Raw genomic sequence first — 24,496 nt, 5'->3', positions numbered from 1 at the left:
GGGGGGCCCACTGCGGATGGCCGCCCGGGAGACGCCAGGGGGTGCCCGGCCGCCGGGCGGCCGTGCACCCCCTGTCGTGCCGTTGCCGCGCGGTGCCCGTCCGGAGCCGGGGGAACCGCGGGAACCGTCAGAACTGGACGTCGGTGCAGGAGTAGAAGGCGTTCCCGGTGTCGGCGATCGTCCAGACCGCGACGACCACCTGGTGCCCGGTGCGCCCGCTCGGGATGGTCGCGGTGTGGCTGAGCGTGCTCGGCACCTGCTGGCCGCCGTACGGGACGGTCAGGAAGGGCGTCAGGTCGAGGTTGTCCCGGGTGATCGGCTGGGTCGCGTCGTAGCCCGGCTTGGTGAGGTAGTACTCGAAGTCGGAGGTCGCGTGCCTGGCGGTGAAGGTCCAGGTGAAGGTCAGCTGCTGGCCCGCCGTCACCGGCGTGGTCGGCCAGGCGCCGCCGTGCGGGTCGTCCAGTTCGGCGAAGCGGGAGTTTCCGCCCGCGCAGATGGTGCCGTCGGCGGGGCCGGCGGACGGGAAGCCCTTCGGGCCCTCGACGCTCTGCGGCTCCCACTGGATGTCGCCGCAGTCCCAGGAGACGGCGTTCGCGCTCGCGTCGCAGAGCGCGGCCCGGCTGGGCGGCGTCGAGATGTAGCCGTGGGACTGGGCCGGGAAGGCCAGGGTGAGCGGGATGGCCAGCGCGGCGACGGCCGCCCCGACCAGATGACGTGTGCGCATGGTGCTCCTCCGTGGGGGTGGATGGAGAGTGCGCCGGGGCGCAGACGCGCGCGCGTGGGGGATGCGGCGGCCGGGACACGGGGGACTCCTTGGCATGCCTGCGCCAGCCCGGTGCCCTCACGGTAGGAGTCGGCACCGCCACCCGTCAATGGTCTGAACCATTTTGGGACCGACCGCGCCCGGGGCCCAACTCCCCCGCCGCACCGGCCGGTTGAACGACGAAGCCCCGCCCCCGGCGAACCGGGAACGGGGCCGTGTGGCTGTCGGGGTTACTTCTTGCCCTGGTTCTTCACGGCCTCGATGGCGGCCGCGGCGGCGTCCGCGTCGAGGTAGCGGCCGCCCTTGGCGACCGGCTTGAAGTCGGCGTCGAGCTCGTAGACCAGCGGGATGCCGGTCGGGATGTTCAGGCCGGCGATGTCCTCGTCGGAGATGCCGTCGAGGTGCTTGACCAGCGCGCGCAGGCTGTTGCCGTGGGCGGTGACCAGGACGGTCTTGCCGGCGGCGAGGTCCGGGACGATCGCGTCGTACCAGTACGGGAGCATCCGCTCGACGACGTCCTTGAGGCACTCGGTGCGCGGGCGCAGCTCGCTCGGGATGTCGGCGTAGCGGGCGTCACCGGCCTGCGAGTACTCGGCACCGTCGGCCAGCACCGGCGGCGGGGTGTCGTAGGAGCGGCGCCACAGCTGGAACTGCTCCTCGCCGAACTCGGCCAGGGTCTGGGCCTTGTCCTTGCCCTGGAGCGCGCCGTAGTGGCGCTCGTTCAGGCGCCAGCTGCGGTTGACCGGGATCCAGTGGCGGTCGGCCTTGTCCAGGGCGATCTGCGAGGTGCGGATGGCGCGGCGCAGCAGCGAGGTGTGCACCACGTCGGGGAACAGGCCCTCGGCGGCCAGGAGCTCGCCACCGCGGGCGGCCTCCTTCTCGCCCTTCTCGTTGAGGTCGACGTCGACCCAACCGGTGAACAGGTTCTTCTGGTTCCACTGGCTCTCGCCGTGGCGGAGCAGGATGAGTCGGTACGTCGTGTCAGCCATGGCGCCCAGCTTAGTGGAGGGCCGGAAAACCCCTGGTGAGGTCCTCCGTCACGTGAGTAATGTGTGCACCGCACTACTGACACTTACATGCGTCGGCGGCGGGACTGCCCCTGCCGTCCGGCGGACGTCTGCCCTCGGGAGCCCCCACATGCTCGTCGCCCTGGCCGCCACCCCCCGGATCCGAAGACTGGTGCGGGAGACGGTGGGCGGGCTGCCACGGCAGTTCTGGTGGCTCTGGGTGAGCACGCTGGTGAACAAGCTCGGCGCCTTCGTGATCACCTTCCTGGCACTGTACTTGACCACCGAGCGGGGCTACTCGGCCTCCTACGCGGGCCTGGTGGCCTCGCTGTTCGGCCTCGGCGCGGCGATCGCGGCGATCGGCGCGGGGGTGCTGGCCGACCGGATCGGGCGGCGGCCGACGCTGGTCGCCGCCCAGCTCGGCACCGCGCTGTCCACCGCCGTGCTGGGCTTCGTGGACGGCCAGGTGGCGATCGCCGCGGTGGCCTTCCTGGTCGGGCTGTTCAACAACGCCAGCCGGCCGGCCGTCTCGGCGATCATCGCCGACCTCGTCCCGGCCGAGGACCGGGTCCGGGCGTACTCGCTGAACTTCTGGGCGATCAACATCGGCTTCGGGCTGTCCGCCGCGGTGGCCGGGCTGATCGCCACCCAGGGCTACCTCACGCTCTTCCTGCTGGACGCGCTGTCCACGCTGATCTGCGCCGTGGTGATCTTCATCCGGATCCCGGAGACCCGGCCGGAGCGCACCCCCGGGGCCGGGCCGGACGCCGACGGACCGGCGATCGGCCTCGGCACGGTGTTCCGGGACGGCCCGTTCATGACGGTGGTCGGGCTCAACCTGCTGCTCGCGCTGATCTTCCAGCAGAGCAGCACCACCCTGCCCGTCGACATGGGCGCCGCGGGCATCACGTCCACCGAGTACGGGCTGGTCATCGGCCTGAACGGGTTCCTGATCGTGGTGCTGCAGATCCCGCTCACCCGGTGGATGGAGGGCCGCTCGCGGACCGGGCTGCTGATCGCCAGTTGCCTGCTCACCGGCTGGGGCTTCGGGCTGACCGCGCTGGCCGGGTCCTCCGCCTGGCTGTTCGCGCTCTCGGTCGCGGTCTGGACGGTCGGCGAGGTCCTCAACGCGCCGACCATGATGGGACTGGTCGCCGAGCTGTCGCCGGCCCGGGCGCGCGGGCGCTACCAGGGCGTCTACTCGCTGTCCTGGTCGCTCGCGCTGTTCCTGGGCCCGGGGGTCGGCGGGGTGGTGCTGGAGCACGCCGGGCCCGGGGTGCTCTGGGGCGCGTGCGGGATCTTCGGCACCGTCGCGGCGCTCGGCCACGTGCTGCTGGGCCGGCGGGCCCGGGCGGCCGCGGCGGCCCGGGCCGGGGCGGTGGTCACGGAGGTGGCGGTGACGGAGCCGACTGCGGTGACGGAACCGGCGGTCACGGAGCCGGCCGCGGAGGCGGTCCGACCGGACCGGGCCCCGGCGCAGGCCTGACCGGGCCGAGCCTGACCGGGCCGGGCGGTCAGTCGCCGGAGGGCGCGGCCAGGTGGGCGAAGGCGACCAGGTTGCGGGTGGACTCCCCGCGCTTGGTCCGCCACTCCCACTCGCGCCGGATCGCCGAGGCGAAGCCGAGCTCCAGCAGGGTGTTGAAGGGCTCGTCCGCGTTCTCCAGCACCGTGCCGAGCAACCGGTCGACGGTGTCCGCGCTGAGCGCCTCCAGCGGGAGCCGGCCCGCCAGGTAGACGTCGCCGAGCGCGTCCATCGCGTACGCGACGCCGTAGAGCCGGGTGTTGCGCTCCAGCAGCCAGCGGTAGACCGCCTCGTGGTTCTCGTCCGGACGGCGGATCACGAACGCGTTCACCGACAGGGTGTGGTCGCCGACCCGCAGCGCGCAGGTGGTGCTCAGCTTGCGGGTGCCCGGGAGGGTCGCCACCAGCGTGTACGGGTCGGTGGTGGCCGGCTCCCAGGCCACCCCGGCGTCGTCCAGGGCGGTGCGCAGGAGGGTCAGGGCCTCGTCCTTGGTGCGGATTGCCATGGGGGTGACGTTACTCGGCGGGCAGGGTCGGCAGGCACCGGCGAGCCACGGCCGACGGGTCCCGGCCCGGCGCCCGGGCCCCGGGCGCCGGTACCGCGCCGGCCGGCGGCTTCAGGCCCGGCGGCGCGCCACCGCCAGCCGGCCGGCCGGGCGGGCCATGCTGCCGGCGTACACCTCCGCGGTGCTCGCCGCGGCGGTGTCCCAGCCGAAGGCGGCCGCGTGCCGGGCCGCCGCCGCGCCGCGCCGCGCCACCAGCGCCGGGTCGGTGACGTACGGCTCCAGCGCGTGCGCCCAGGCCTGCGGGTCGTGGCCGGGCACCAGCGTGCCGGACTCGCCGTCCCGCACCGCGACCGGCAGGCCGCCGACCGCGGCCGCCACCACCGGGGTGCCGCAGGCCTGCGCCTCCAGCGCGACCAGGCCGAAGGACTCGCTGTACGAGGGCATCACCAGGGCCGTCGCCGCGCGGTACCAGTCCGCGAGCCGGGCCTGCCCGACCGGCGGGTGGAACCGCACCACGTCGCCGATGCCCAGCTGGGCGGCGAGCTTGTGCAGGCTCTCCGGCCGGGCCAGTCCGGTGCCGGACGGCCCGCCGACCACCGGCACCACCAGGCGCTCGCGCAGCCCCGGACGGCGCTCCAGCAGCGCGGCCACCGCCCGCAGCAGCACGTCCGGTGCCTTCAGCGGCTGGATCCGCCCGGCGAACAGCAGCACCGCGGCGTCCTGCGGCAGGCCCAGGCGGTCCCGGGCGGCGGCCGCGGCGGACGGACTGCCGGGGCGGAACACGTCCAGGTTGACGCCGGGGTGGACGACCGCCAGCTGGTCCGGCCGGGCCGCGTAGTGCAGCGCCAGCTCGGCGGCCTCCTCGGTGGTGTTGGCGATCAGCCGGTCGGCCGCCTCGACCACCTGGGTCTCGCCGATCACCCGGGCCGCGGGCTCGGGCGTGTCGCCCTCGGCCAGGGCGGCGTTCTTGACCTTCGCCATGGTGTGCATGGTGTGCACCAGCGGCACCCCCCAGCGCTGCGCGGCCAGCCAGCCGACCTGCCCGGACAGCCAGTAGTGCGAGTGCACCAGGTCGTAGTGCCCGGGGCGGTGGCCCGCCTCCGTGCGCAGCACCCCGTGGGTGAAGGCGCACAGCTGGGCCGGCAGGTCCTCCTTCACCAGGCCCTCGTACGGGCCGGCGGTGACGTGGCGCACCAGCACGCCCGGGGCCAGTTCGACCGTCGGCGCGTCGTCCGAGCAGATCGACCGGGTGAACACCTCGACCTCGATGTTGAGCGCGGCCAGGCGCTTGGCCAGCTCCACGATGTAGACGTTCATCCCGCCGGCGTCCCCGGTGCCGGGCTGGTGCAGCGGCGAGGTGTGCACGCTGAGCATGGCTATCCGGCGCGGGCGGCGGCGGCCCGGCACGAGCGACTGGAACCGGCCGCGCGCGGGCGCGGCGGACTGGGCACGGCGTACCGAACGGACGGGGTGCTGGATCACCTGGCTGAAGCCTCCTCGTGTGCGGCCCGTCTCGGCGGTCCGCGTGAACGGGCCGCCGCAATGTCCGGTGTGCGCTGCCCCGTCCGGGCACACATCACCACCAGTGTGCCAACCACGCCGCGGTCGCCGGGCATTCCCGGTCCCGCGGACCGGTCCGCCGGGTCGGCATCGGCGCAGGTCAGGGCGGTGGCGGACCGGCCGGGCGGACGCCGACTACCCTTCTGGGCATGGCTGCCTCCTTCGACCCCGCGACCGCCGCGCCCGCCCGCGGCCGGACCGGACGGCCGGTCGGGACGGTCACCCGGGGCACCACCAACACCAACCGGCTGCGCCGGATGGACCGCTGGATCGCCCACGCCCTGGGCCGGACGCTGCGCGCCGCCGGACGGCCGCCGGTGGCGGTCGACCTCGGCTACGGCGCGGCGCCGTGGACCGCCGTGGAGCTGGCCGGACGGCTGCGCACGGTGCGGCCGGACGTCCGGGTGGTCGGGATCGAGATCGAGCCGGAGCGGGTCGCGGCCGCGCTGCCGTACGCCGAGCCGCCGCTGCTCACCTTCCGGCGCGGCGGCTTCGAGGTGCCGCTGGACGGCGGTGCCCCGGCCCAGCTGATCCGGGCGGCCAACGTGCTGCGGCAGTACGACGAGTCGGCGGTGGCCGGGGTGTGGGAACGGCTGTGCGCCCGGCTGGCGCCGGACGGACTGCTGGTCGAGGGCACCTGCGACGAGATCGGCCGGCGGCACGTCTGGGTCGCGCTGGGGCCGGAGGGGCCCCGGACGGTCACCTTCGCGGCCCGGCTGGGCGGCCTGGGCCAGCCCTCCGACCTGGCCGAGCGGCTGCCGAAGGCGCTGATCCACCACAACGTGCCGGGGCGGCCGGTGCACGCCTTCCTGACCGACTTCGACCGGGCCTGGGCGGCGGCCGCGCCGTACGGGGCGTTCGGGGCGCGGCAGCGCTGGGTGGCGGCGTGCACGGCGCTGGCGGGCAGCTGGCCGCTGGTGGACGCCCGGGGGCGGTGGCGGCAGGGCGAGGTCACGCTGCCCTGGACGGCGCTCGCGCCGTAGCGGCGGGCGGGCCGGTGCGCCGCACGGAACCGCCGGGCGGCGCGGTGCGTGGAACCACCGGGTGGTGCGGTGCGGGTGGGCGACGCGGCGCATTCACTCGAACGAGTTATCGAATATCCCTGGCGTGTTGACGCCTCGTCACGCCACGATGGAGGCCGCCGAGCGGCGACACCACACGCCGCTCGGCCCTCGTCCTGCCCAGCCGTACGCGCTCAGCCGTCCCGCCCGAGCAGGTCCTTCCGGGCCTGCTCGAACACCTCGTACATCTCCGCCCCGAACAGCACGAACCGCACCTCCGCCAGCTCCGCACCCGCCCGCGCGTCACCGCCGCCCAGCACCTCGGCGACGGTGGCCAGCGCGATCCGGGCCGCGTCCGCGGGCGGCCAGCCGAAGATCCCGGCCGACACGGCCGGGAAGGCCACCGTGCGCGCGCCCAGCCCGGCCGCCGCACGCAGCGACTCCCGATAGCAGGAGGCCAGCAGCCCAGCCCGCTCCTCGTACTCCTCCGCCAGGTAGACCGGCCCGACGGTGTGCACCACCCACCGGGCCGGCAACCGGCCGGCCGCGGTCGCCACCGCCCGTCCGGTGGGCAGCCCCTTGCCCCAGTGCGAGGCCCGCAGCCGGCGGCACTCCTCCAGGATCTGCGGCCCGCCCCTGCGGTGGATCGCACCGTCCACCCCGCCGCCGCCCAGCAAGGACGAATTGGCCGCGTTCACCACCGCGTCCACCCGCTGTTCCGTGATGTCACCCTCGACCAGAGTGATCCGCGTCACCGCCACCGCGCCCCTTCCCCGGGCCCGTCCGGCCCCCGTCGGGCCGGGAAACGGGCCGCCGTCCGAATCCGATCACCACACCGCCACCGGCGTGGCAATAACCACAACGGCGCCGGTCGGCCAGAGAAATCCCCGGAGATCACGTTATGGTCGCGAGAAGTTCCCCGAGGCGCGGTGCCAGGCGGGCACTGCGGACGGACGCCGGCCGTTACGCAGTCGGGGAAAGGGAGGAACCACCGATGCCCGCAACGGGAGACGGGCGGGCACCTGGTGCCGCGGACCTGCCGGGCGCCCATGACGGTGCCCCGGGCAGCCATGCCCGTACGCGCCCGGTGACGACCGGCCCGGCCACGGCCACTCCCCCGATACCCCACCCCCGGTCGCAGCCGGTCCGCTCCGCGCACGGCGGCCGCCGGCCCGCACCCTCGCACCTCGCCGAGGCGGCGAACGGCCCGACGGCCGCCGACCCGACCGCGGACGGCGCCGCACCGCTGCGGCTGCTGGTCATCGAGGACGACGCCTCGGACGCCCAGCTGATCAAGGCGGCGGCCGCCGACAGCGGCACCTCGATCGAGATCCACTGGGCCCGCGGCCTCGACCAGGCCGCCCACCTGCTCGCCCAGTCCGCCCCCGCCGGACGGCGCGGCCGCTCCCGCGGCACCGAGTTCGGCTGCGTGCTGCTCGACCTGGCCTCCCCGGCCGCCCGGGCCGGGGAATCCTCCGACGGCCTGGAGGGCCTGCACGAGCTGCTCCGCCGCGCCCCGCACATCCCCGTGGTGGTGCTCACCGACGCCGCCGGCGCCGAACTCGGCGCCGCCGCCGTCGCCGCGGGCGCCCAGGACTTCCTGATCAAGCCCGAGACGGACGGCCCGCTACTGGCCCGCGCGTTGCGCTACGCGGTCGAGCGCAAGCGCGCCGACGAGTCCCAACGGCGCCTGGTCGAGGCCGAGTTGCGCGGCCAGGAGAACGCCAGGCTGCAACGCCACCTGCTGCCCACCCCGTTGCTCGACGGCGCCGGGCTCTCCTTCACCCGGCGCTACCGCCCCGGCCGTCGGCGCGCGCTGCTCGGCGGCGACTTCTACGACGCCGTGCGCACCGACGACGGCACCGTCCACGTCGTGATCGGCGACGTCTGCGGCCACGGTCCGGACGAGGCCGCGCTCGGCGTCGCGCTCCGGATAGCGTGGCGCACCCTGGTCTTCGCCGGCCTCACCGGCGAGGCCCTGCTCACCACCCTCCAGCACGTGCTGGAGCACGAACGGCGCAGCGACGAGATCTTCGCGACGCTCTGCATGCTCGTCATCGAACCCGGCGGCGGCACCGGTCTCGACGCGCTCGGCACCGGCGAGCGGGCCCGGCTCTACCTCGCCGGGCACCCGGCACCGCTACTGCTCGGCCGCGACCACGCCCCGACCACCCTGCCCGCCGACCTCGCCGGGCCCGCGCTCGGCCTGCTGCCGTGCCACGACGGGGAAGCCGCCTGGCCCGCGCAGGAGCTCGAACTCCAGCCCGGCTGGCGGCTGTTGCTCTACACCGACGGACTGATCGAGGGCCGGGTCGGGGCCGGGTCGCGCCGCCTCGGCCAGGACGGACTCGCCGACCTGGTCGCCGACCACCAGGGCGCCGGGCTCACCCGGGGCCGACTGGTCGACAGCGCGATCGCCGAGGTCGAGGAGCTGAACGGCGGCGCGCTGACCGACGACGTCGCGGTGCTGCTGCTGGAGCGCAACCCGGTGCAGCTGATCCTGGGCTGAGCCGGACACACCGCAGCCCGGGCGGGGTCAACTCCCCTCCCGGGCTGCGGTGCCGCACTCCGTCCGGGCCTACCAGGGGCCGTACGGGCCGGTGTTGCTCCGGCCGCCGTGGCCGCTGCCGCCGGTCAGCGCCTTGATCGCGGGGCGCACGTCCACCACGTAGACGATCGAGGCGACCAGGCCGGCCAGGGTGCCGATGCTGCCGAGGAAGTTCGCCCCGAACAGGAGGTCCCAGCCGAAGCTGATGCCCAGGACGGCCAGCCAGAAGCCCTTGGTCTTCTTGTCCGCCGCCCGGTAGGCGTCCTCCCGGCGGGTGGCCGCGTCGATCAGCGCGAAGAACTTGTAGCCCAGGATGGCGACGGCCATCCACCAGAACGGGTTCAGGTAGGAAAAGGCCAGGATCTGGAACACTCCGGTCATCGCGATCTCCTACGTCTCTCGGCTTGCTGCGCCCCGGCCGCCGCCCATCCTGGCACGGCGGCCGCCCGCACGGTGTGAACGTCCCGCCGCCGGCGGAGGTGCCCCGGGCGGTTACTCCGTGGCGCCGTCAGTGGTGCCGTCCGTGGCCGCGGGGCGGGCGGGGGCGGCCTTCCGGGACCTGGCGGGCTTCTTCGGAGCGGGGGCCTCGTCCACCACGGCCTCGTCCACCAGCTCGGCGATGACGGGCTCGTCATCGCCGGCCGGCCCGACGGGCGCGGCCGGCTCGGTGACGGCGACGGGCCCGGCGGGCTCGCCCTGGGGGCGGGCCTTGTCCACCACGACCTTGCCGCGCTCGGCCAGCTCGTCGTAGGTCTCCTTGGCCCGGACCGCCAGCTCGACGGCGCGGGCCACCTGCTGGAGGGCGAAGCCCTGGGCCCGTTCCTGCAGGACCTTGAGGTCGGTCGGGAGCGCGGTGACGGCCCCGGTGACCCTGGCCGGGGCCCCGGCCAGCAGGTCCTGCGCCTCGTGCAGCCTGGCGGTGGCCTTCTCCTGGGCGCCCTGGCGGTCCGCCGCCAGCGCCTCGACCCTGCCCGGCACCTCGCGCAGCTTCTCGTACGCGAGGTCCCCGGCGCCGGCCAGGGCGTACAGCGGGGTCGGGTCGGTGAGGGTCTTCTTGATCTCGTCGGTGATCGGCATGGTTACCGGTCCTCCCGGTGGGTGTTCTGGGTGGCCGCGCCGTCGGTCGTCGGGGTGGAGGCCGAAGCGGCGTTCTCCTTGAGGAAGGCGTCGTAGACCGCGAGCAGCGCCTGCTTCTGCCGCTCGTTGATCAGCGGATCGGCCAGGATCGAGGCCCGCAACTCCAGGCCCTCGCCCCGCCGCTCCTCCAGGATCCCGGCCTGGACGTACAGCGTCTCCGCCGAGATCCGCAGCGCCTTCGCGATCTGCTGGAGGATCTCCGCGCTCGGCTTGCGCAACCCTCGCTCGATCTGGCTGAGGTACGGGTTGGACACGCCGGCGGCCTCCGCCAGTTGGCGCAGCGAGTACTGCGCGTTGCGGCGCTGCTCGCGGATGTACTCGCCGAGCGAGCCGACGTTCAGGGAGGCCATGGGGACAGCCTGCGGGATGCCGCTTGCAAATGCAAGCAGAGCGCTAACGGCTGCAAACGGGGGGGTCGGTGGGGCCCGTGGGCGCGCGCAGGTCAGGCGAGGTGGGCGAGGAGGAGGGCGGTGAGCCGTTCGGGGGTGCGGAGGGGGAGGTAGTGGTCGGCGCCGGGGAGCAGGTGGGCCCGGGCGCCGGGGATGCCGGTGCCGAGGCGGGTGGCGATGGCGGCGATCTCGGGGTGGTCGTGGTCGCCGTGGACGACCAGGGTGGGGGCGGTGATCCGGGCCAGCCGGGCGGCGGCGTCGCGGGGCGGGGCGCCGGTGAGGTGGTGCTCGCTGGTGATCCGGCGGGCGGCGTTCTCGGTGATCATCGTTTCGACGAGTGCGCCGCCGGGGGCGGTGCGGCCGAGGGCGGCCCAGACGGAGCGTTCCAGGTCGGCCAGGGCGTCCGCGTCGCCCCGGCGGCGGGCCTCGGCGTAGGCGGTGGTGGCGGGGGACGGCGGCCAGTCGTGGCCGCTGACCGAGGCGCCGACCAGGGCCAGGGCGGCGACCCGGTCCGGATGGGCGAGGGTGAAGTCGAGGGCGGTCTCGCCGCCCATGCTGAGGCCGACCAGCGCCGGTCGGGTGAGCTGGAAGTGGTCCAGGACGGCGCGGAGGTCCGCCAGGTCGTCGAAGGGCCGCTCCGGCGGTGCGGAGCGGCCGAGGCCGCGGGCGTCGTAGCGGATCACGTCGTGGTGGCGGGCCAGGGCCGGGACGACGGCGTCCCACAGCCGGGAGTCCATGCCGGAGCCGTGCAGCAGGACGACCGGGGTTCCGCTGCCCTGGCGGTCGGCCCAGAGCCGGCCCCCGTCGGGGGCCGGCACCTCGTGTTCGGTCCTCATGCGGAGGATCCTCGCAGACCCCGGGTCAGGCGGGTGCGGGGAGGCGGACGGGCATCAGCACGGAGTAGGTACCGGTGCGGCCGGGGGTGCGGATGGCGAGCGGGGCGATCGGGCCGTCGAGTTCGAGCAGCAGCTGCTCGGGGTGGGCGGCGCGGAGGGCGTCGAGGAGGTAGTCCCGGTTGAGGGCGATCCGGAGGTCGTCGGCGCCGGAGTCGTCGGTGACGGAGTAGTCGGCCCCGGGGTCGTCGGTGACGGTGAGGCGGCCGTCGGGGGTGAGGGCCAGGACGGTGACCTGGCAGTCGGCGCCGTGCGGACCGGAGGGGAGGGTGCGGGTGGCGCCGGTCTCCACGGCCGCGCGGAGGTCGGCGGCGGACAGGGTGACGCGGTGCCGGGGGGCGAGCCGGGTGGCGGCGCGGTGGTCGGGGTAGTCGACGTCGGGCGCGGCGCCCTCGATCCGGTGGCCACCGGTCTCGGCGCGGAAGGTACCGCTGCCGAGCGTGAGGGTGACGTCGTCCGGGCCGTCGGGGAGCAGCGCGCGCAGGGCGTCGACCAGGGCGGTGGGGACGGTGGTGCCGGGGGCCGGCTGCCGGGGGGTGCCGACGGCGGGCAGTTCGGCGAGGGCCATCCGGTAGCGGTCGGTGGCGACCAGGCGCAGCACCGGGCCGTCCGGTTCGAACAGCACGCCGGCGAGGGCGGGCAGCCCGGGATCGCCGCTGACCGCGAAGCGGACCGCGGCGAGGGCGGCGGCCAGGGCGTCGGCGCGGACGGTGAGGCGCAGGTCGGGCGGGGTGGTGGTCATCGGGTGCTCCCTCTGGTCGATCATCGTGCGGATCAGGGAGAGCTCGCGGCGGGCGTCGGCCAGGCCGTCCTCCAGTCGGCGCCGGTGGGCGTCGAGGACGCGGGCGGCCCCGGCACCGCCGGGGGCCGCCAGCACGGCGCGGATGTCCGTGAGCGGCAGGCCGACCCGGCGGAGCCGGACCAGCAGACGGGCGTCGGCGAGTTGGCCGGGCCGGTACCAGCGGTAGCCGGTCTGCGGGTCGACCCAGGCGGGGGTGAGCACCTCGGCGCCGTCGTAGTAGCGCAGGGTGCCGACGCCCAGGCCGCTGGCGCGGGCCAGTTCGCCGATGCTGTGCAGCTCGCTCTCCATGCCGATGACTCTCGGGGCTCGACCTGGTCGAGGGTCAAGCCAGGTGGGCGAGCTTGGCGGGATTGCGGACGGCGCGGATGGCGGAGACCAGGAGGCCGCCGTCGGGGCCCTCGGTGAAGTCGAGGACCGAGACCGAGTCCACGGCGCCGTCCACGCTGATCAGCAGGCCGGGCTGGCCGTTGACCAGGACGGGGCGCACCTGCGCGTGCTCGCCCAACTGGCCGAGCACGCCGAGCACGAAGCGGGCGACGTTGTCGGCGCCGGTGACCGGGCGCAGGGCGGCCCGGATCACCCCGCCGCCGTCGCTCCAGCTGGTGACGTCGGGGGCGAGGAGTTCGAGCATCCGGTTGAGGTCGCCGCCGACGCAGGCCGCCAGGAACTCGTCGGTGGCCCGGCGGCGCAGCTCCGGCGGGGCGTCGTAACGGGGGCGGCGGGCGCGCACGTGCGCCCTGGCCCGGCTGCCGACCTGGCGGCAGGCGGCCTCGGTGCGGTCCAGGGCCTCGGCGATCTCCTGGTAGGAGAAGCCGAAGGCCTCCTTCAGGACGAACACCGCCCGCTCCAGCGGGGAGAGGCTCTCCAGCACCACCAGCAGGGCGATCGAGACGGTCTCGGCCCGCTCGACGCCCTCGGTCGCATCCGGTTCGGCGACCAGGGGCTCGGGCAGCCAGGGGCCGACGTAGGACTCGCGGCGGACGACGGCCGAGTCGAGGCGGTTGAGGGCCAGGTTGGTGACCGTGCGGGCGAGGTAGCCGCCGGGGCTGGCAACCGGGCCGGTGACCCGGCTCCAGCGCAGCCAGGTGTCCTGGACCAGGTCCTCGGCGTCGGCGACGCTGCCGAGCATCCGGTAGGCGATGCCGAAGACCGTCCGCCGGTGCTGTTCGAAGTCGGCGAGCCGGGCGTCACAGGTGTCGGTCACGTTCGGGACGCTACCGCACGGTCCCGGTCAGGAGCGGAGGGTTTCGTACGCCGGGGCGAGCACGGTGGCGAGGTCGCGCCCGTGCACGGTGATGCCGGAACGGCCGAGGCGGCGGAGCGAGGGCTCGTCCGGTCCGTCCTCCGGGGGTTCGGGTCGGAGGGTGAAGTCCCCGCGCCAGTAGGCGGCGACGTTGACCGCGGCGGGCCCGGGCTGTCGGTCGGTCATGCGTCCTCCTCGGCAACGGCGTCCTCCCGGGTGAGGGCGACCAGTTCGCGCAGCGCGTCGGCCGGCAGGTCGGTCAGCCAGCGCTCCCCCGCGCCGACCACGGTGTCGGCCAAGGTCCGCTTGGCGGTGAGGAGTTCGTCGATCCGCTCCTCGACGGTACCGACGCAGACCAGGCGGCGGACCTGGACGTCGCGGCGCTGACCGATCCGGAAGGCCCGGTCGGTCGCCTGTTCCTCGACCGCCGGGTTCCACCAACGGTCCAGGTGGATCACCTGGTTGGCGGCGGTGAGGTTGAGGCCGGTGCCGCCGGCCCGCAGCGAGAGCAGGAAGACCCCCGGGCCGTCCGGGGCCTGGAAGCGCTCGACCAGCTCCTCCCGGCGGGCGCGCGGGACGCCGCCGTGCAGGTACAGCACCTCCGCGCCCAGCCGGCGCTCCAGGTACGGGCGGAGCATGGTCCCGAACTCGGCGTACTGGGTGAAGACCAGGGTGCGGTCCCCCTCGGCCAGGGCCTCCTCCAGCAGTTCGGCGAGCCGGGCGACCTTGCCCGAGCGCTCACCCAACGGCGAGCCGTCGTGCAGGAGTTGGGCCGGATGGTTGCAGACCTGCTTGAGCTTGCCGATCGCCGCCAGCACCGTGCCGCGCCGCTCCACGCCCCGGATGCCCTCGACCCGCCGGAGCAGGTCGGCGACCACCGCCTGGTAGAGGCCGGCCTGTTCGGCGGTGAGGTTGCACCAGACGGTCATCTCCTGCTTGGCGGGCAGCTCGGCCGCCACCGCCGGGTCCGACTTGAGCCGACGCAGCACGAACGGGGCGGTGCGGCGCCGGAGTTCGGCGGTGCGCTCGGGGCTGCGGTGCAGTTCGACCGGGATCGCGTAGCGCTCCTTGAACCGCTCGGCCGGGCCGAGCAGGCCGGGGTTGGCGAAGTCCAGCACGGCGTGCAGCTCGGCGAGCCGGTTCTCCACCGGCGTACCGGTCAGGGCGATCCGGTGCCGGGTGACGGGCAGCGCGCGGATCGCCCTGGACTGCGCGGTGCCGCTGTTCTTGATGTGCTGCGCCTCGTCGGCGACCACCCGGCGCCAGCGGATCGCGCGCAGCGCGGCGAGGTCGCGCTGGACCAGTCCGTAGGTGGTGATGACCAGGTCCACGCCCCGTACGGCGTCGGCGAGGCGGCCGGCGTCGAGGCGGTCGGCGCCGTGGTGGACGTGTCGGCGCAGGCCGGGGGCGAAGCGTTCGGCCTCGCGCTGCCAGTTGCCGACCAGGGACATCGGGCAGACCAGGAGGGTGGGGGCGGCCTCGTCGGAGCGGGCGGCATCGTCGGAGCGATCGGCCTCGTCGGCCTGGTCGGAGCGGGCGGCCTGGTCGGCGTGTTCGGAGGCCAGCAGGGCGAGGGTCTGGACGGTCTTGCCGAGGCCCATGTCGTCGGCCAGCACGGCGCCGAGGCCGAGCCCGGACATGGTCTTCAGCCAGGCGAGTCCGCGCTGCTGGTAGGGGCGCAGTTCGGCGCGGAAGTCGACCGGCAGCAGCGGCACTTCGGGGGCGGGCGCGCCTCCGGCGAGCAGTTCGCCGAGCGGGCCGTCCACCCGGACTCCGGTGACCGGAAGTCCGGCGACCGTCGCCTCGGGATCGAGGGCGAGCCGCAGCAGGTCGGCGGCGGCGAGCAGGCCGTCGCGCTGCTCGCCGAGGAAGGCGAGCGCGGCGGCGATCTGGGCCGGGTCGGCTTCCAGCCAGGTGCCCCGGACCCGCACCAGGCCCTGTTTGGCGGCGGCGAGTTCGGCGAGTTCCTGTTCGGTGAGCGGGGTGCCGTCCGGGCCGAGGGCGGCCTGCCAGCGGAAGGCCGTCACGGCGTCCCGGTCGATCTGGCTGGTGACGGCGAGGGTGCCGGGGGCCGGCGGGGTGGTGGCGCGCAGCGCGAGTCCGAGCCGGGGGCGGCGGCGCCACCAGGCGGGCAGCAGCACGCCGAAGCCGGCCTCGGCGAGGGCGGGGGCGGCGTTGCGCAGGAAGTCGAGTGCGCCGGAGCGGTCGAGCGGGAGGGCGGACGGGCGGGAGCGGTGGCGCAGCCCGTCCAGGGCGGGCCAGCGGTGCGCTGCGCGGGCGAGTTCGGCGACCAGGACCTCGTCCGGGGCGGCCCGGTCGGTCTTGCGGGCAAGTGCGGCGTACCCGGCGCCGCCCTCGTGCAGGTCGGCGGCGCGGATCAGCAGCGAGGGCTCGTCGGCGGCCTGGAGCAGGAACTCCAGCTGCCAGGCGTCGTCGGAGGGGCTGCCGTCGGGGTCGTCGTCGGCGGGGCCGAGTGGTTCGACCAGGCGGAAGCAGAGCCGCAGTGCGGGGTCGGCGGGCTCGGCGGTGGCGTACCAGTCGGCGATCCAGCGGCGCAGCGCGGCGACTTCCCCGGGCGGGGCGTCGAGCTCTCCGGTGGGGGCGGTGAGGGCGTGCAGCCAGCGGTCGGCGACCGCTTCGCCGGGGGCGGGGAAGGGCGTGTCGGTGAGCGCGGCGCGGGCCTCGGCGTCCGTGAGGGCGGCCAGGGCCGCGTCCAGCAGCGCCTCCCCGGTGCCGGCGCCGGTCGGCCATTCGCCCAGCAGGACGGGCGGGCAGCCGGCGGCCAGCCGGGCGGCCTCCCGGCGGGCGGCCGGGGTGGGGTCGGGGAGCCAGCGGGCCTGCGGGCGGCCGTCGGACAGGACGGGCAGCGGCAGCACCCGGCCCCGGCCGACGGCCCGCCAGGCGAGGTCGTGCACTCCGGTGAGCCAGCGCAGCGAGGGGCCGTGGACCACCTCGACCCGGCCGGTGCCGGGCAGGTCGGTGTCGGTGACGGCCCAGTGCGGGTCGTGGACCTCGCCGAGCAGCTGGGCGGCGGCCGCGGTGTCGAAGAGCAGCGCGGGGACCCGCCAGGGGGTGAGCACGGCGCCGCCGCGGGGCGGGGTGACCGGCAGGTCGGGCGAGGGGGCGGGCAGGGTGCCGACGGTGGGCAGCAGCAGGGTGGCCCAGCGTTCGGGGGCCTGCCCGGCGAGCCAGCCCAGGCCGGGGCCGATGCCCGCGAGGACGGCGGCCAGGGTGCCGGCCGGGCAGGCGTAGGGGTGGGCGCGCGGGGCGGGCCGGTCGGGGTGGGGCACGGCGGCGGCGTCGGGATGGGCGCGGGCGTCCTCGGCCCACAGGGCCAGCCGCCCGTCCGCCCGCCAGAGTGCGTGCAGGACGAACATGCGGGGGCCTTCCGGGGCGGGTGGGATCCGTTCTCCGCAGCCTAACCGGGTGGTCGGACAGTGCCCGTCGGGCCGGGCGGACTGGGCCGTCCGGGTGGTTCCGGGACGGACCTCCGCCCTTGTGGTTGAAACTTGAACGAAATCGCCGTACGGTGGAGCCAAGAAGTTGAAGCCTAAACAAATGGCTTCGAACCCGAGGAGGAGCCATGGGCCTGTTCAACCGCACCAAGACCGTCACCGCCGCCCCGGCCGCCGTCCGGACCCCGGCCGGCCCGGACCTGTCGCACCTGACCGGGGACTGGGCCATCGACGCCACCCACAGCGAGATCGGCTTCTCCGTCCGGCACGCGATGGTCACCAACGTCAAGGGCCGCTTCACCGAGTACGACGGCAAGCTGCACCTCGACGGCGCCACCCCGGCGAACTCCTCGGCGGACCTGGTGATCAAGGTCGCCAGCATCGACACCAACCAGGCCCAGCGCGACGAGCACCTGCGCACCGGCGACTTCTTCGCCGTCGAGACCCACCCGGAGATCCGCTTCCGCAGCACCTCCACCGAGCAGCGCGGCGAGGACTCCTACCGGATGCACGGCGAGCTCACCATCAAGGGCGCCACCCGCCCGGTGGTGCTCGACCTCGACTACACCGGCAGCGCCACCGACGCCTACGGCGCGGAGCGGGTCGGCTTCGAGGGGCGGACCGTCGTCGACCGCACCGAGTTCGGCCTGACCTACAACGCGGCCCTGGAGACCGGCGGCGTGCTGATCGGCGAGAAGGTCAAGCTCAGCTTCGACATCTCCGCCGTCAAGGCGGCCTGAGCCCGCCCTCGGCTGCCCCCTGAGCCCACCGCCCCTGCCTATCCCCCCGAGGCAGGGGCGGTGTTCCGTCCGGCGTCCGGTACGGCGCCTCGCCCGCCGGATTCCGGTACGGCGCCTCGCCCGCCGGAGTGCGGCGCCTTGCGCCCGGGCGACCGGCGCGACGCCTCGCGCTCCGACGCCCGGTTCGGCGCCTCACCCCCGGGCGCGCGGTGCGGCGCCTCGCGCCCCGGCGACCAGCGCCGCGTCCGCCGACGGCAGCCAGCTGCCCGCCGGGCGGTCCAACCAGCCCTCGGCCGCGCCGAGTCCACCCGCCGCGGCGGCCAGCGCCGCCAGCCCCGGGTGGTGCTCCCCCGGCCGGTGCACCAGGCTGACCAGGCTCAGCGGCACCGGCTCCACCAGCGGCACGTTCACCGCGCCCGGGACCGTCGGCCCACCGACCGTGGTCAGCATCGGATCGCCGTGCCGGGCCAGGTAGCGGGCCGTCTCGTCCAGGCCCACCGGCGGGACGTACGGCTCGGCCGCACTCAGCCCGTGCTCACGCAGCAGCCGGACGCCGAGGTCGGCCCACTCGGTGGTGGCCGGGTTGCCCGCGCAGACGTCGACCGGGTGCCCCGCCAGCTCGGCGAGCCGCAGCACCGGGCGGGCGGCCAGCGGGTGGGTGTCCGCCATCATCACCGAGATCCGTTCCAGCCGCACCGGCACCTGGGCGAGTCGGCCGCGCACCGGGTCGGGCAGGCCGGCGAAGCGGCCGAACGAGGCGTCCAGCCGGTGCGCCAGAAGTTCGGCGGCGGCCGCGGCCAGGCCGCCGTGGAAGCGGGCCAGCAGTTCGCCCTCCGGCCAGGCGGCACGGGCCCGTTCGAGCACCCGGTCGGCGGTCAGGTCCGGTCCGGTGACATCGCTGTTCAGGTCGAGCAGCAGCGGCCGGGCGACGGCTCCGGCCCCGCCGCCGGCGCCGGCCTCGGCGAGGATCTCGTCGTGCAGGGCGAGCAGCCGGCGCACCCTCGGCAGCAGCCGGTGCCCGGCGGGGGTGAGTTCGACGCTGCGGGTGGTGCGGGTGAACAGCGCATCCCCGAGCAGGCGCTCCAGGGTGCGGACGTCCCGGCTGAGGGCCTGCTGGGCGACGTACAGCCGCTCGGCGGCGCGGCCGAAGTGCAGCGTCTCGGCGGTCGCGACGAAGCCGCGGAGCAGACGCGGGTGCAGGTCATGGGGCATGGGCGGCAGATTAACAACACGGTGTTGTGGATCCGGCGGAACCGGTGTTGGACGCCCGCCGCCGCTCCGGGCGAGGGTGGCCGCATCCCCCGCCGTCCTGCGTCCCAGGAGCCCGATTGCCCGCGCGCGCCCTCCTCGCCTCCTACCGCTCCTACCGTCGGCTGTTCGCGACCCCCGGCGCCGCCGCCTTCACCCTGGCCGGGCTGCTGGGCCGGCTCGCGCTGTCGATGAACGGCGTCTCGCTGGTGGTGCTGCTCGCCGAGCGGCGCGGTTCGTACGCGCTGGCCGGGACGGTCTCGGCGGCCGGGCTGGTCACCGGCGCGATCGGGATGCCACTGCTCGGCCGGCTGGTGGACCGGTACGGCCAGGCCAGGGTGGCGGTGCCGGCCGCGCTGTACAACGCCGCCCCGCTCGCCGCGCTGCTGCTCTGCGTCCGGCTCGACGCGCCGGACTGGGCGCTGTACCTCTGCTGGGCGGCCGCCGCGGCCGCGCCCAACCTGGGCGGGATGGCCCGGGCCCGCTGGGCGCACCTGCACCGGGACAACCCGGCCGCCCGGCACCTGGCCAACTCCCTCGAACAGGCCCTGGACGAACTCTGCTTCATGGCCGGGCCGGTGCTGGCGATGCTGCTCTGCACCGGGCTCGCCCCGGAGGCCGGCCTGATCGCCGCCGGCACCCTCGGCACCGCCGGCGCGCTGCTGTTCGCGGCCCAGCGGCGCACCGAACCGCCTTTGGCCGAAGCGCCGTTGGCCGAACCGCCGTTGGCCGAACCGCCGTTGGCCGTGGCGTCGGCGAACGTGGGGCCGGCGAACGCGGGGCCGGCGAACGTGGGGCCGGCGGCCGGTGGGAAGCACGGCTCCCCGCTGCGGGTGCCAGGGATGCGGGTGCTGGCGCTGACCTTCCTCGCCACCGGCATGGTGTTCGGTGCGAACGAGGTCACCACCGTCGCCTACGCCGAGGCGCTCGGCCACCGGGCGGCGGCCGGTCCGCTGCTGGCCCTGGTCGCGGCCGGATCCTGCGCCGCCGGGCTGCTGTTCGGGCTGCTGACCCCGCGCCGGGCGCCCGCGACCCGCTTCCTGCTCGGGGCGGCGGCGATGGCCGCGGTCCTGCTGCTGCCGCTGGCCGCCGGACTCGGCGGGGCCGGGCTCGGCCTGCTCGGAGCGGCGCTGTTCGCGGCCGGGACGGCCACCGCACCGACCATGGTCACCGGGATGACGCTGGTCCAGGAGCTGCTGCCGCAGCGGCAGTTCAACGAGGGGATGGCGGTGGCGGTGTCCGGCATCGTGGTCGGCATCTCGGCCGGATCGGCGCTCGCCGGAACGCTCGCCGAACACGCCCCGCCCGGCACCGGGTACGCGCTGCCCGCCACGGCCGCCGCACTCGCCCTGCTGATCGCGCTGACCGGACGGCGGCACCTGGGCACCCCCGGAGGCACCCCGGACCCCGGGAAAATGCCGAGCGGGTTGTCAGTGCCTCCGTCTAACTTCTAGGGCATGGGGGAAATCACCTACGTCCGAGGCGATGCCACCACGCCCCAGGGCAAGGGCGTGAAGGTGATCGCGCACATCTGCAACGACCTGGGCGGCTGGGGCAAGGGCTTCGTGCTCGCGCTCTCCAGACGCTGGCCCGAACCCGAGGCCGCGTTCCGACGCTGGCACCGGGAGCGGGCGAAGAACGACTTCGGCCTCGGCGCCCTGCAGTTGGTGCAGGTCGAGCCGTCCATCTGGGTGGCCAACCTGGTCGGCCAGCGCGGCATCCGGACGGGGCGCTCCACCGGAGTGCCGGTGCGGTACGAGGCCATCGACACCGCGCTGGCCGCCCTGGGCGGGCGCGCGCTCGACCTGGGCGCCTCCGTCCACATGCCGCGGATCGGCTGCGGACTGGCGGGCGGGCGCTGGGAGAAGGTCGAGCCACTGGTGGCCGACCGGCTGACGGCGCGCGGCGTACCGGTGACGGTCTACGACGTCGACTGACCGGCGGCGCGGCCTGATGCCGGTGCCGCCCCGGTTCCTGTCCCCGATCCCGTTCCCGACTTCGATCCCGATCCCGATCCCGACTTTGACCCCGACGTCGACTTCGCCGGCCAGGCGTACACGTACTCGGGCAGCAGGTGGCCGCCCGGGAACACACCTGCCTGCACCCTGATCCGCACCCCTCCCTCGCGTTCGTAGAAGGCGATCGCGCGGGTGTTGGCGCGCAGTACCTCCAGGCGCAGCTCCGCGCCGGGGTGCCGCTCGGCGACCTCGGCGCGGGCTGCGGCCAGCAGTTCCCGACCGATGCCCCCGCCGGTGAGGCCCGGGCGGACGTGCAGGTTGTCCACCAGCACCCCGCCGTCGGGCTGCGGCACCAGGTAGACGAATCCGACCCTTTCGCCAGCCCGTTCGGCGACCAGCAGCACGGGCGTGTTCTCCGGCGTCCCGTAGTCGACCGCCAGGCGCAGCTCCCACAGCTCGCGCCGCTGGGCGGCCAGTCCGTCCCCGAGCGCTTCGTCGGGGACGATCCCGCGGTAGCTGGTGGTCCAGCTGTCCGTGTGCAGATCCGCGATGTCCACGGCGTCCGGTGCGCCACCGTGCCGAATGATCGTCCGCCCTGTTCCGGTCATGCGCCGAGCTTCCCACAGAGATGGAGTTGAACATGTTCAACCGCAGCGGCTACAGTTTCGACAGCATTTTGAACGCGTTCGAAATCAAGGGGGCGGTGAGCATGGCACCGGATGCGGAGGGGGCATCCGGTGCCATGAACACCGACAACACCGACACCGGGTGGAACGTCGTCTCCGGCTAGGCTCGTGCCCGTGGACGACCTGGCAGCGACGAACCGAACGGACGGCGAGAAGGGTGCGGCCGACGCCTCGGCCGCACCCGGCACGGACGGCGGGCCCATGCCCGGCGGCCGGGCCCAGCCCAAGACCGACAAGAGCGAGGCGACCCGGGCACTGATCCTGGAGACGGCCATGCGGCTGTTCCAGGAACGGGGCTACGAGAAGACCACCATGCGCGCCATCGCTGCCGAGGCGGGCGTGTCGGTCGGTAATGCCTACTATTATTTTTCGGCGAAGGAATTCCTCATTCAAGGATTCTACGACCGAATGACGTATGACCATGCGGCAGATGCCAGGAATCGCATGGCCAATACGCGGGAGTTCGCCGAGCGGCTTCAGATCGCGCTGGAATCCTGGCTCGACACCGCCGCGCCGTACCACGAGTTCGCCGCACAGTTCTTCCGCACCGCCGCCGACCCGACCAGCTCGCTGAGCCCGTTCTCCAACGAGTCCCACCCGGCCCGGGCGACGGCCGTCGAGCTGTTCCGCGATGTCCTCCAGGGCTCGGAGCTGGCGCCCAAGCTGGACGCCGAGCTGGTCGAGCTGCTGCCCGACGTGCTCTGGCTGCACCTGATGGTCATCGTGCTCTACTGGGTCTTCGACCGGACCGAGGACACCGAACGCACACGAGAATTCGTCCGACGGTCCACGCCCATGGCAGCGCGGGTGATCAACCTCTCCCGCTATCGGGTTTTCCGGCCGATCGTGCGGGACGCCAAGGGCCTCATTCAGGACTTCATCCTGCCGACCATCGGAAAAACAGCCGTCAAGTAAAAGCCGTACAGGAACCGAGACGATACAACAGCCGGGCGCCCCAGGGCTGGAGCGCCCGGCCGGAAAGCACGCGGGTGTCCCGCTGCATCCCGGCATGCGAACGGCCCGCCCCGGTCTGTCCAGGGGCGGGCCGTGGTCGTTCCTCGCTACTCGTCCTCGTCGTTGATCGGCTCCCCGACCCAGTGGATCTTCACCCGGTCAACGGTGTGGTTGCCCTTCCTCCCCACCGGGTGGACGTCGATGCGCTCGACCACCGTCGCCATGAAGGCCCGACGCGTCTCAAGGTCCCACGCGGCCCACGAGGTGCCCTCGCCGATCGGGTCGGCCGCGCGCCCGTCACCGAACCACGAGGCCGGCAGCTCGACCACCGCGTTGGCCTGCGCCTCGAGTTGGTCGATCCTGGCCAGCAGGCGCACTTCGGAATCACTCAGCCGCTTCATCGACGCCCGGTACTGCTTCTGCACGGTCGGGCCGTCGTAGACGCCGGACAAGCGATCCGCCTCGAGGTTCATCAACGCCGCCTGGAGGTGGCTGAGTTCGGTCTTCGCAGCACTGAGGCCGGCCGCATCCGCCGCGCTCTGCCGCTGGTGCGCGAACCGGTGCGCCACCGCCATGAGGACCTCGGCGTCGTGCTCGTCCATCGGGTCCAGGGCCGCCAGGCGGGTGAACGCCTCCCTCGCGACCCGGTCCTCGAAGGAGCGGGCGACGATGCCCTGGCTGTGCTTGCCGGCCTCCTTCGGGCCGCCGGGGCCGGAGTTGCAGACGTAGAAGGGGTAAGGGTTCCTCCCCGTCCCCGGGTTTCTCTGCATGGGACGGCCGCAGGTGAAGCAGGTCAGCAGTTGCAACCGGGTGAAGAGGCCCGTCCAACCGCCTTCACCGTCCTTGGGGTTCCGGACCCGGACCTTCGACGCGTCCCGCCGCATGAAGGCCTGGAGGTCCCACCAGTCCTGCCGCGATATGAGCCCGGTGTGCAGGTCCACCGGCTCGCCGTCGGGGCCGTACATGATCGCGTGGTCCGAGGCGATGGGACGGCGGCGGCGCTTCCCCTCCGAGTCCTCCTCGATGCAGGTCAGCGCCTCCACCGAGTAGCCCGCCAGCCTCGGATCCCGGAGGATCTTCCTGACCGTCTGGGCGATCCACACGGCTTTGCCCGTGGGGCTGATGACCTTCCCGGCCGTGAGCTTGTCGGCGATCTCCTTGTCGTTCAGCTCCTCGACCCTGCGGTACCGGATCATGTCCAGGACGTGGTCTCCCGGCAGGGGCGACTCGGCGGTCCCGGTGTCGGGGACGAGCCTGCTGACCTTGATCCCCTCGACCATGACCCGCTCGGTCTTCAGCCCGTACGGCGGTCGTCCGGACACATGGCCCCCGCGCTTGCGGACCTCGGCGAGGGTGCTGGTGATGTGGAGCGACTTCTGCGCCGACTCCTGCTGCGCCAACGCGGCCGTCAGGCCGATGATCGCCTGCCCGGCGGGGTTCTGCGGGTCGGTGTCGAGCCAGGGCTCGGTGATGGACACCAGGCGGACGCCGTGCTTGTTGAACTCGTCGATGATGCCGAGCACGTCCAGCGCGCCCTTGCGGGACAGCCGGGCGAGCGACCAGACGACCACCACGTCGAGCGAGTTGGCGCACACCACGCTCATCATGGCGTCGAAGCCCTCGCGCACCACCCCGGGGGCCCACCCCGAGACACCGATGTCCGCGAAGACGTGTTCCGGACGCAGATGCCACCGGTGATTGGCAGGCGACTGGACGAGGCGCAGTCCGTCGTCGAGCTGGGCCATCGGCGAACCGTGGCTCTCGTCCTCACGGGCCTTGCTCTGACGGACCAGCAGGGCCACGCGGACGTTGTCCGGGCCCGCCTGTCGGGGAGCCGGCAGGGCGGTCTTCATGGCCTGCTCGACCAGGGCGACCCACTCGGGCGGACAGTACAGACGAGGCGCTTCCAGCTCCTGGGGCATGCCCGAAGGCTATGACAACTGACGTGCCGCTCGGGGGAATTCCTGATCCAGGACTTCATCCTGCCGACCATCGGGAAGGCGGCCGTCACGTAGGGCCCGGCGGTGGTGAGTTGTCGGAAATCGGCGGAGGCCGGCCCGCGGATGCGCGGGCCGGCCTCCGCCG

At 74.3% G+C, this 24,496-nt stretch carries 24 protein-coding genes; 8 read left to right on the top strand and 16 right to left on the bottom strand.

Features of this window, described 5'->3' with window-relative positions; genetic code table 11:
- Positions 1-127: 127 nt before the first annotated feature.
- Positions 128-724, bottom strand: coding sequence for a lytic polysaccharide monooxygenase (locus AB0O91_RS39715; protein ID WP_363443928.1), 597 nt, complete (start codon positions 722-724; stop codon positions 128-130).
- Between the two features lie 269 nt (positions 725-993).
- Positions 994-1,752 (bottom strand): phosphoglyceromutase, encoded by a 759-nt coding sequence (locus AB0O91_RS39710; protein WP_363443925.1) that lies wholly within the window; start codon positions 1,750-1,752, stop codon positions 994-996.
- Between the two features lie 148 nt (positions 1,753-1,900).
- Between AB0O91_RS39710 and AB0O91_RS39705 the strand changes: the two genes are divergently transcribed.
- The gene (locus AB0O91_RS39705; RefSeq protein WP_363443922.1) at positions 1,901-3,256 is read left to right on the top strand and encodes an MFS transporter; all 1,356 of its coding nucleotides are present in this window, start codon (positions 1,901-1,903) and stop codon (positions 3,254-3,256) included.
- A gap of 28 nt (positions 3,257-3,284) precedes the next feature.
- Here AB0O91_RS39705 and AB0O91_RS39700 read toward each other — a convergent pair whose 3' ends face one another.
- Together AB0O91_RS39700 and mshA are read right to left on the bottom strand one after the other, a co-directional pair.
- Positions 3,285-3,797 carry a YbjN domain-containing protein gene (locus AB0O91_RS39700; protein WP_363443919.1) on the bottom strand — a complete coding sequence of 171 codons (513 nt, stop codon included), beginning with the start codon at positions 3,795-3,797 and terminating at the stop codon, positions 3,285-3,287.
- A 111-nt stretch (positions 3,798-3,908) separates the two neighbouring features.
- Entirely contained in the window at positions 3,909-5,204 is a 1,296-nt protein-coding gene (mshA, locus tag AB0O91_RS39695) for a D-inositol-3-phosphate glycosyltransferase (protein WP_363443930.1), read from the bottom strand.
- A 302-nt stretch (positions 5,205-5,506) separates the two neighbouring features.
- Here mshA and AB0O91_RS39690 point away from each other — a divergent pair, with 302 nt between their 5' ends.
- On the top strand, positions 5,507-6,340 hold the full coding sequence (locus AB0O91_RS39690; RefSeq protein ID WP_363443916.1) for a class I SAM-dependent methyltransferase: 834 nt from the start codon (positions 5,507-5,509) through the stop codon (positions 6,338-6,340).
- Between the two features lie 212 nt (positions 6,341-6,552).
- On the opposite strand, the gene AB0O91_RS39685 is transcribed toward AB0O91_RS39690, so the two are convergent.
- Positions 6,553-7,113 (bottom strand): O-acetyl-ADP-ribose deacetylase, encoded by a 561-nt coding sequence (locus AB0O91_RS39685; protein WP_363443914.1) that lies wholly within the window; start codon positions 7,111-7,113, stop codon positions 6,553-6,555.
- Positions 7,114-7,352: 239 nt separating this feature from the next.
- Here AB0O91_RS39685 and AB0O91_RS39680 point away from each other — a divergent pair, with 239 nt between their 5' ends.
- Positions 7,353-8,867 carry a SpoIIE family protein phosphatase gene (locus AB0O91_RS39680; RefSeq protein WP_363443911.1) on the top strand — a complete coding sequence of 505 codons (1,515 nt, stop codon included), beginning with the start codon at positions 7,353-7,355 and terminating at the stop codon, positions 8,865-8,867.
- A gap of 69 nt (positions 8,868-8,936) precedes the next feature.
- On the opposite strand, the gene AB0O91_RS39675 is transcribed toward AB0O91_RS39680, so the two are convergent.
- The 8 genes from AB0O91_RS39675 to AB0O91_RS39640 form a co-directional block, all read right to left on the bottom strand.
- A complete protein-coding gene (locus AB0O91_RS39675; protein WP_363443908.1) occupies positions 8,937-9,287 on the bottom strand; it encodes a DUF2516 family protein in 351 nt (116 codons plus the stop codon).
- Positions 9,288-9,398: 111 nt separating this feature from the next.
- Positions 9,399-9,983: a hypothetical protein gene (locus AB0O91_RS39670; RefSeq protein WP_363443905.1), complete on the bottom strand. Its 585-nt coding sequence runs from the start codon at positions 9,981-9,983 to the stop codon at positions 9,399-9,401.
- 2 nt (positions 9,984-9,985) lie between these two features.
- Positions 9,986-10,393 (bottom strand): helix-turn-helix transcriptional regulator, encoded by a 408-nt coding sequence (locus AB0O91_RS39665; protein ID WP_363443902.1) that lies wholly within the window; start codon positions 10,391-10,393, stop codon positions 9,986-9,988.
- 92 nt (positions 10,394-10,485) lie between these two features.
- Entirely contained in the window at positions 10,486-11,268 is a 783-nt protein-coding gene (locus AB0O91_RS39660; protein WP_363443899.1) for an alpha/beta fold hydrolase, read from the bottom strand.
- Positions 11,269-11,293: 25 nt separating this feature from the next.
- Positions 11,294-12,415, bottom strand: a complete 1,122-nt coding sequence (locus AB0O91_RS39655) for a MerR family transcriptional regulator (protein ID WP_363443896.1) — start codon at positions 12,413-12,415, stop codon at positions 11,294-11,296.
- 34 nt (positions 12,416-12,449) lie between these two features.
- Positions 12,450-13,331: an RNA polymerase sigma-70 factor gene (locus AB0O91_RS39650; RefSeq protein WP_363443894.1), complete on the bottom strand. Its 882-nt coding sequence runs from the start codon at positions 13,329-13,331 to the stop codon at positions 12,450-12,452.
- Positions 13,332-13,358: 27 nt separating this feature from the next.
- Positions 13,359-13,556, bottom strand: coding sequence for a hypothetical protein (locus AB0O91_RS39645; protein ID WP_363443891.1), 198 nt, complete (start codon positions 13,554-13,556; stop codon positions 13,359-13,361).
- Positions 13,553-16,747, bottom strand: a complete 3,195-nt coding sequence (locus tag AB0O91_RS39640; protein WP_363443888.1) for a DEAD/DEAH box helicase — start codon at positions 16,745-16,747, stop codon at positions 13,553-13,555. The genes AB0O91_RS39645 and AB0O91_RS39640 overlap by 4 nt, the downstream gene beginning before the upstream one ends.
- A gap of 206 nt (positions 16,748-16,953) precedes the next feature.
- Here AB0O91_RS39640 and AB0O91_RS39635 point away from each other — a divergent pair, with 206 nt between their 5' ends.
- Positions 16,954-17,565, top strand: coding sequence for a YceI family protein (locus tag AB0O91_RS39635; RefSeq protein ID WP_363443886.1), 612 nt, complete (start codon positions 16,954-16,956; stop codon positions 17,563-17,565).
- 192 nt (positions 17,566-17,757) lie between these two features.
- On the opposite strand, the gene AB0O91_RS39630 is transcribed toward AB0O91_RS39635, so the two are convergent.
- A complete protein-coding gene (locus tag AB0O91_RS39630; protein WP_363443883.1) occupies positions 17,758-18,777 on the bottom strand; it encodes a LysR family transcriptional regulator in 1,020 nt (339 codons plus the stop codon).
- A gap of 116 nt (positions 18,778-18,893) precedes the next feature.
- On the opposite strand from AB0O91_RS39630, the gene AB0O91_RS39625 reads away from it, so the two are divergent.
- Together AB0O91_RS39625 and AB0O91_RS39620 are read left to right on the top strand one after the other, a co-directional pair.
- A complete protein-coding gene (locus AB0O91_RS39625) occupies positions 18,894-20,267 on the top strand; it encodes an MFS transporter (protein ID WP_363443880.1) in 1,374 nt (457 codons plus the stop codon).
- A gap of 3 nt (positions 20,268-20,270) precedes the next feature.
- Positions 20,271-20,750 carry a macro domain-containing protein gene (locus AB0O91_RS39620; protein ID WP_363443877.1) on the top strand — a complete coding sequence of 160 codons (480 nt, stop codon included), beginning with the start codon at positions 20,271-20,273 and terminating at the stop codon, positions 20,748-20,750.
- Here the strand turns inward: AB0O91_RS39620 and AB0O91_RS39615 are convergent.
- On the bottom strand, positions 20,735-21,379 hold the full coding sequence (locus AB0O91_RS39615) for a GNAT family N-acetyltransferase (RefSeq protein ID WP_363443875.1): 645 nt from the start codon (positions 21,377-21,379) through the stop codon (positions 20,735-20,737). The two genes, AB0O91_RS39620 and AB0O91_RS39615, sit on opposite strands and share 16 nt — an antisense overlap.
- 32 nt (positions 21,380-21,411) lie before the next feature.
- Here AB0O91_RS39615 and AB0O91_RS39610 point away from each other — a divergent pair, with 32 nt between their 5' ends.
- Together AB0O91_RS39610 and AB0O91_RS39605 are read left to right on the top strand one after the other, a co-directional pair.
- Positions 21,412-21,561 carry a hypothetical protein gene (locus AB0O91_RS39610; protein ID WP_363443872.1) on the top strand — a complete coding sequence of 50 codons (150 nt, stop codon included), beginning with the start codon at positions 21,412-21,414 and terminating at the stop codon, positions 21,559-21,561.
- Positions 21,562-21,571: 10 nt separating this feature from the next.
- Positions 21,572-22,372: a TetR family transcriptional regulator gene (locus tag AB0O91_RS39605; protein WP_363443869.1), complete on the top strand. Its 801-nt coding sequence runs from the start codon at positions 21,572-21,574 to the stop codon at positions 22,370-22,372.
- Positions 22,373-22,518: 146 nt separating this feature from the next.
- Here the strand turns inward: AB0O91_RS39605 and AB0O91_RS39600 are convergent, their stop codons facing one another.
- Positions 22,519-24,333, bottom strand: a complete 1,815-nt coding sequence (locus tag AB0O91_RS39600) for a recombinase family protein (protein WP_363443866.1) — start codon at positions 24,331-24,333, stop codon at positions 22,519-22,521.
- Positions 24,334-24,496 lie beyond the last annotated feature (163 nt).

Origin of the sequence: Kitasatospora sp. NPDC089797, from assembly GCF_040684795.1 — a bacterium.
Taxonomy (GTDB): domain Bacteria; phylum Actinomycetota; class Actinomycetes; order Streptomycetales; family Streptomycetaceae; genus Kitasatospora.
The sequence above is the reverse complement of the archived record's forward strand: the minus strand, read 5'-3'. Positions and strand labels throughout refer to the sequence as shown.

What these genes read in the sequence shown, in the direction of transcription:
- AB0O91_RS39715 (WP_363443928.1), bottom strand. Translation starts at nt 724, where the DNA reads ATGCGCACACGTCATCTGGTCGGGGCGGCCGTCGCCGCGCTGGCCATC.
- AB0O91_RS39710 (WP_363443925.1), bottom strand. Translation starts at nt 1,752, where the DNA reads ATGGCTGACACGACGTACCGACTCATCCTGCTCCGCCACGGCGAGAGC.
- AB0O91_RS39705 (WP_363443922.1), top strand. Translation starts at nt 1,901, where the DNA reads ATGCTCGTCGCCCTGGCCGCCACCCCCCGGATCCGAAGACTGGTGCGG.
- AB0O91_RS39700 (WP_363443919.1), bottom strand. Translation starts at nt 3,797, where the DNA reads ATGGCAATCCGCACCAAGGACGAGGCCCTGACCCTCCTGCGCACCGCC.
- AB0O91_RS39690 (WP_363443916.1), top strand. Translation starts at nt 5,507, where the DNA reads ATGGCTGCCTCCTTCGACCCCGCGACCGCCGCGCCCGCCCGCGGCCGG.
- AB0O91_RS39680 (WP_363443911.1), top strand. Translation starts at nt 7,353, where the DNA reads ATGCCCGCAACGGGAGACGGGCGGGCACCTGGTGCCGCGGACCTGCCG.
- AB0O91_RS39675 (WP_363443908.1), bottom strand. Translation starts at nt 9,287, where the DNA reads ATGACCGGAGTGTTCCAGATCCTGGCCTTTTCCTACCTGAACCCGTTC.
- AB0O91_RS39670 (WP_363443905.1), bottom strand. Translation starts at nt 9,983, where the DNA reads ATGCCGATCACCGACGAGATCAAGAAGACCCTCACCGACCCGACCCCG.
- AB0O91_RS39665 (WP_363443902.1), bottom strand. Translation starts at nt 10,393, where the DNA reads ATGGCCTCCCTGAACGTCGGCTCGCTCGGCGAGTACATCCGCGAGCAG.
- AB0O91_RS39660 (WP_363443899.1), bottom strand. Translation starts at nt 11,268, where the DNA reads ATGAGGACCGAACACGAGGTGCCGGCCCCCGACGGGGGCCGGCTCTGG.
- AB0O91_RS39655 (WP_363443896.1), bottom strand. Translation starts at nt 12,415, where the DNA reads ATGGAGAGCGAGCTGCACAGCATCGGCGAACTGGCCCGCGCCAGCGGC.
- AB0O91_RS39645 (WP_363443891.1), bottom strand. Translation starts at nt 13,556, where the DNA reads ATGACCGACCGACAGCCCGGGCCCGCCGCGGTCAACGTCGCCGCCTAC.
- AB0O91_RS39640 (WP_363443888.1), bottom strand. Translation starts at nt 16,747, where the DNA reads ATGTTCGTCCTGCACGCACTCTGGCGGGCGGACGGGCGGCTGGCCCTG.
- AB0O91_RS39635 (WP_363443886.1), top strand. Translation starts at nt 16,954, where the DNA reads ATGGGCCTGTTCAACCGCACCAAGACCGTCACCGCCGCCCCGGCCGCC.
- AB0O91_RS39630 (WP_363443883.1), bottom strand. Translation starts at nt 18,777, where the DNA reads ATGCCCCATGACCTGCACCCGCGTCTGCTCCGCGGCTTCGTCGCGACC.
- AB0O91_RS39620 (WP_363443877.1), top strand. Translation starts at nt 20,271, where the DNA reads ATGGGGGAAATCACCTACGTCCGAGGCGATGCCACCACGCCCCAGGGC.
- AB0O91_RS39615 (WP_363443875.1), bottom strand. Translation starts at nt 21,379, where the DNA reads ATGACCGGAACAGGGCGGACGATCATTCGGCACGGTGGCGCACCGGAC.
- AB0O91_RS39610 (WP_363443872.1), top strand. Translation starts at nt 21,412, where the DNA reads ATGTTCAACCGCAGCGGCTACAGTTTCGACAGCATTTTGAACGCGTTC.
- AB0O91_RS39600 (WP_363443866.1), bottom strand. Translation starts at nt 24,333, where the DNA reads ATGCCCCAGGAGCTGGAAGCGCCTCGTCTGTACTGTCCGCCCGAGTGG.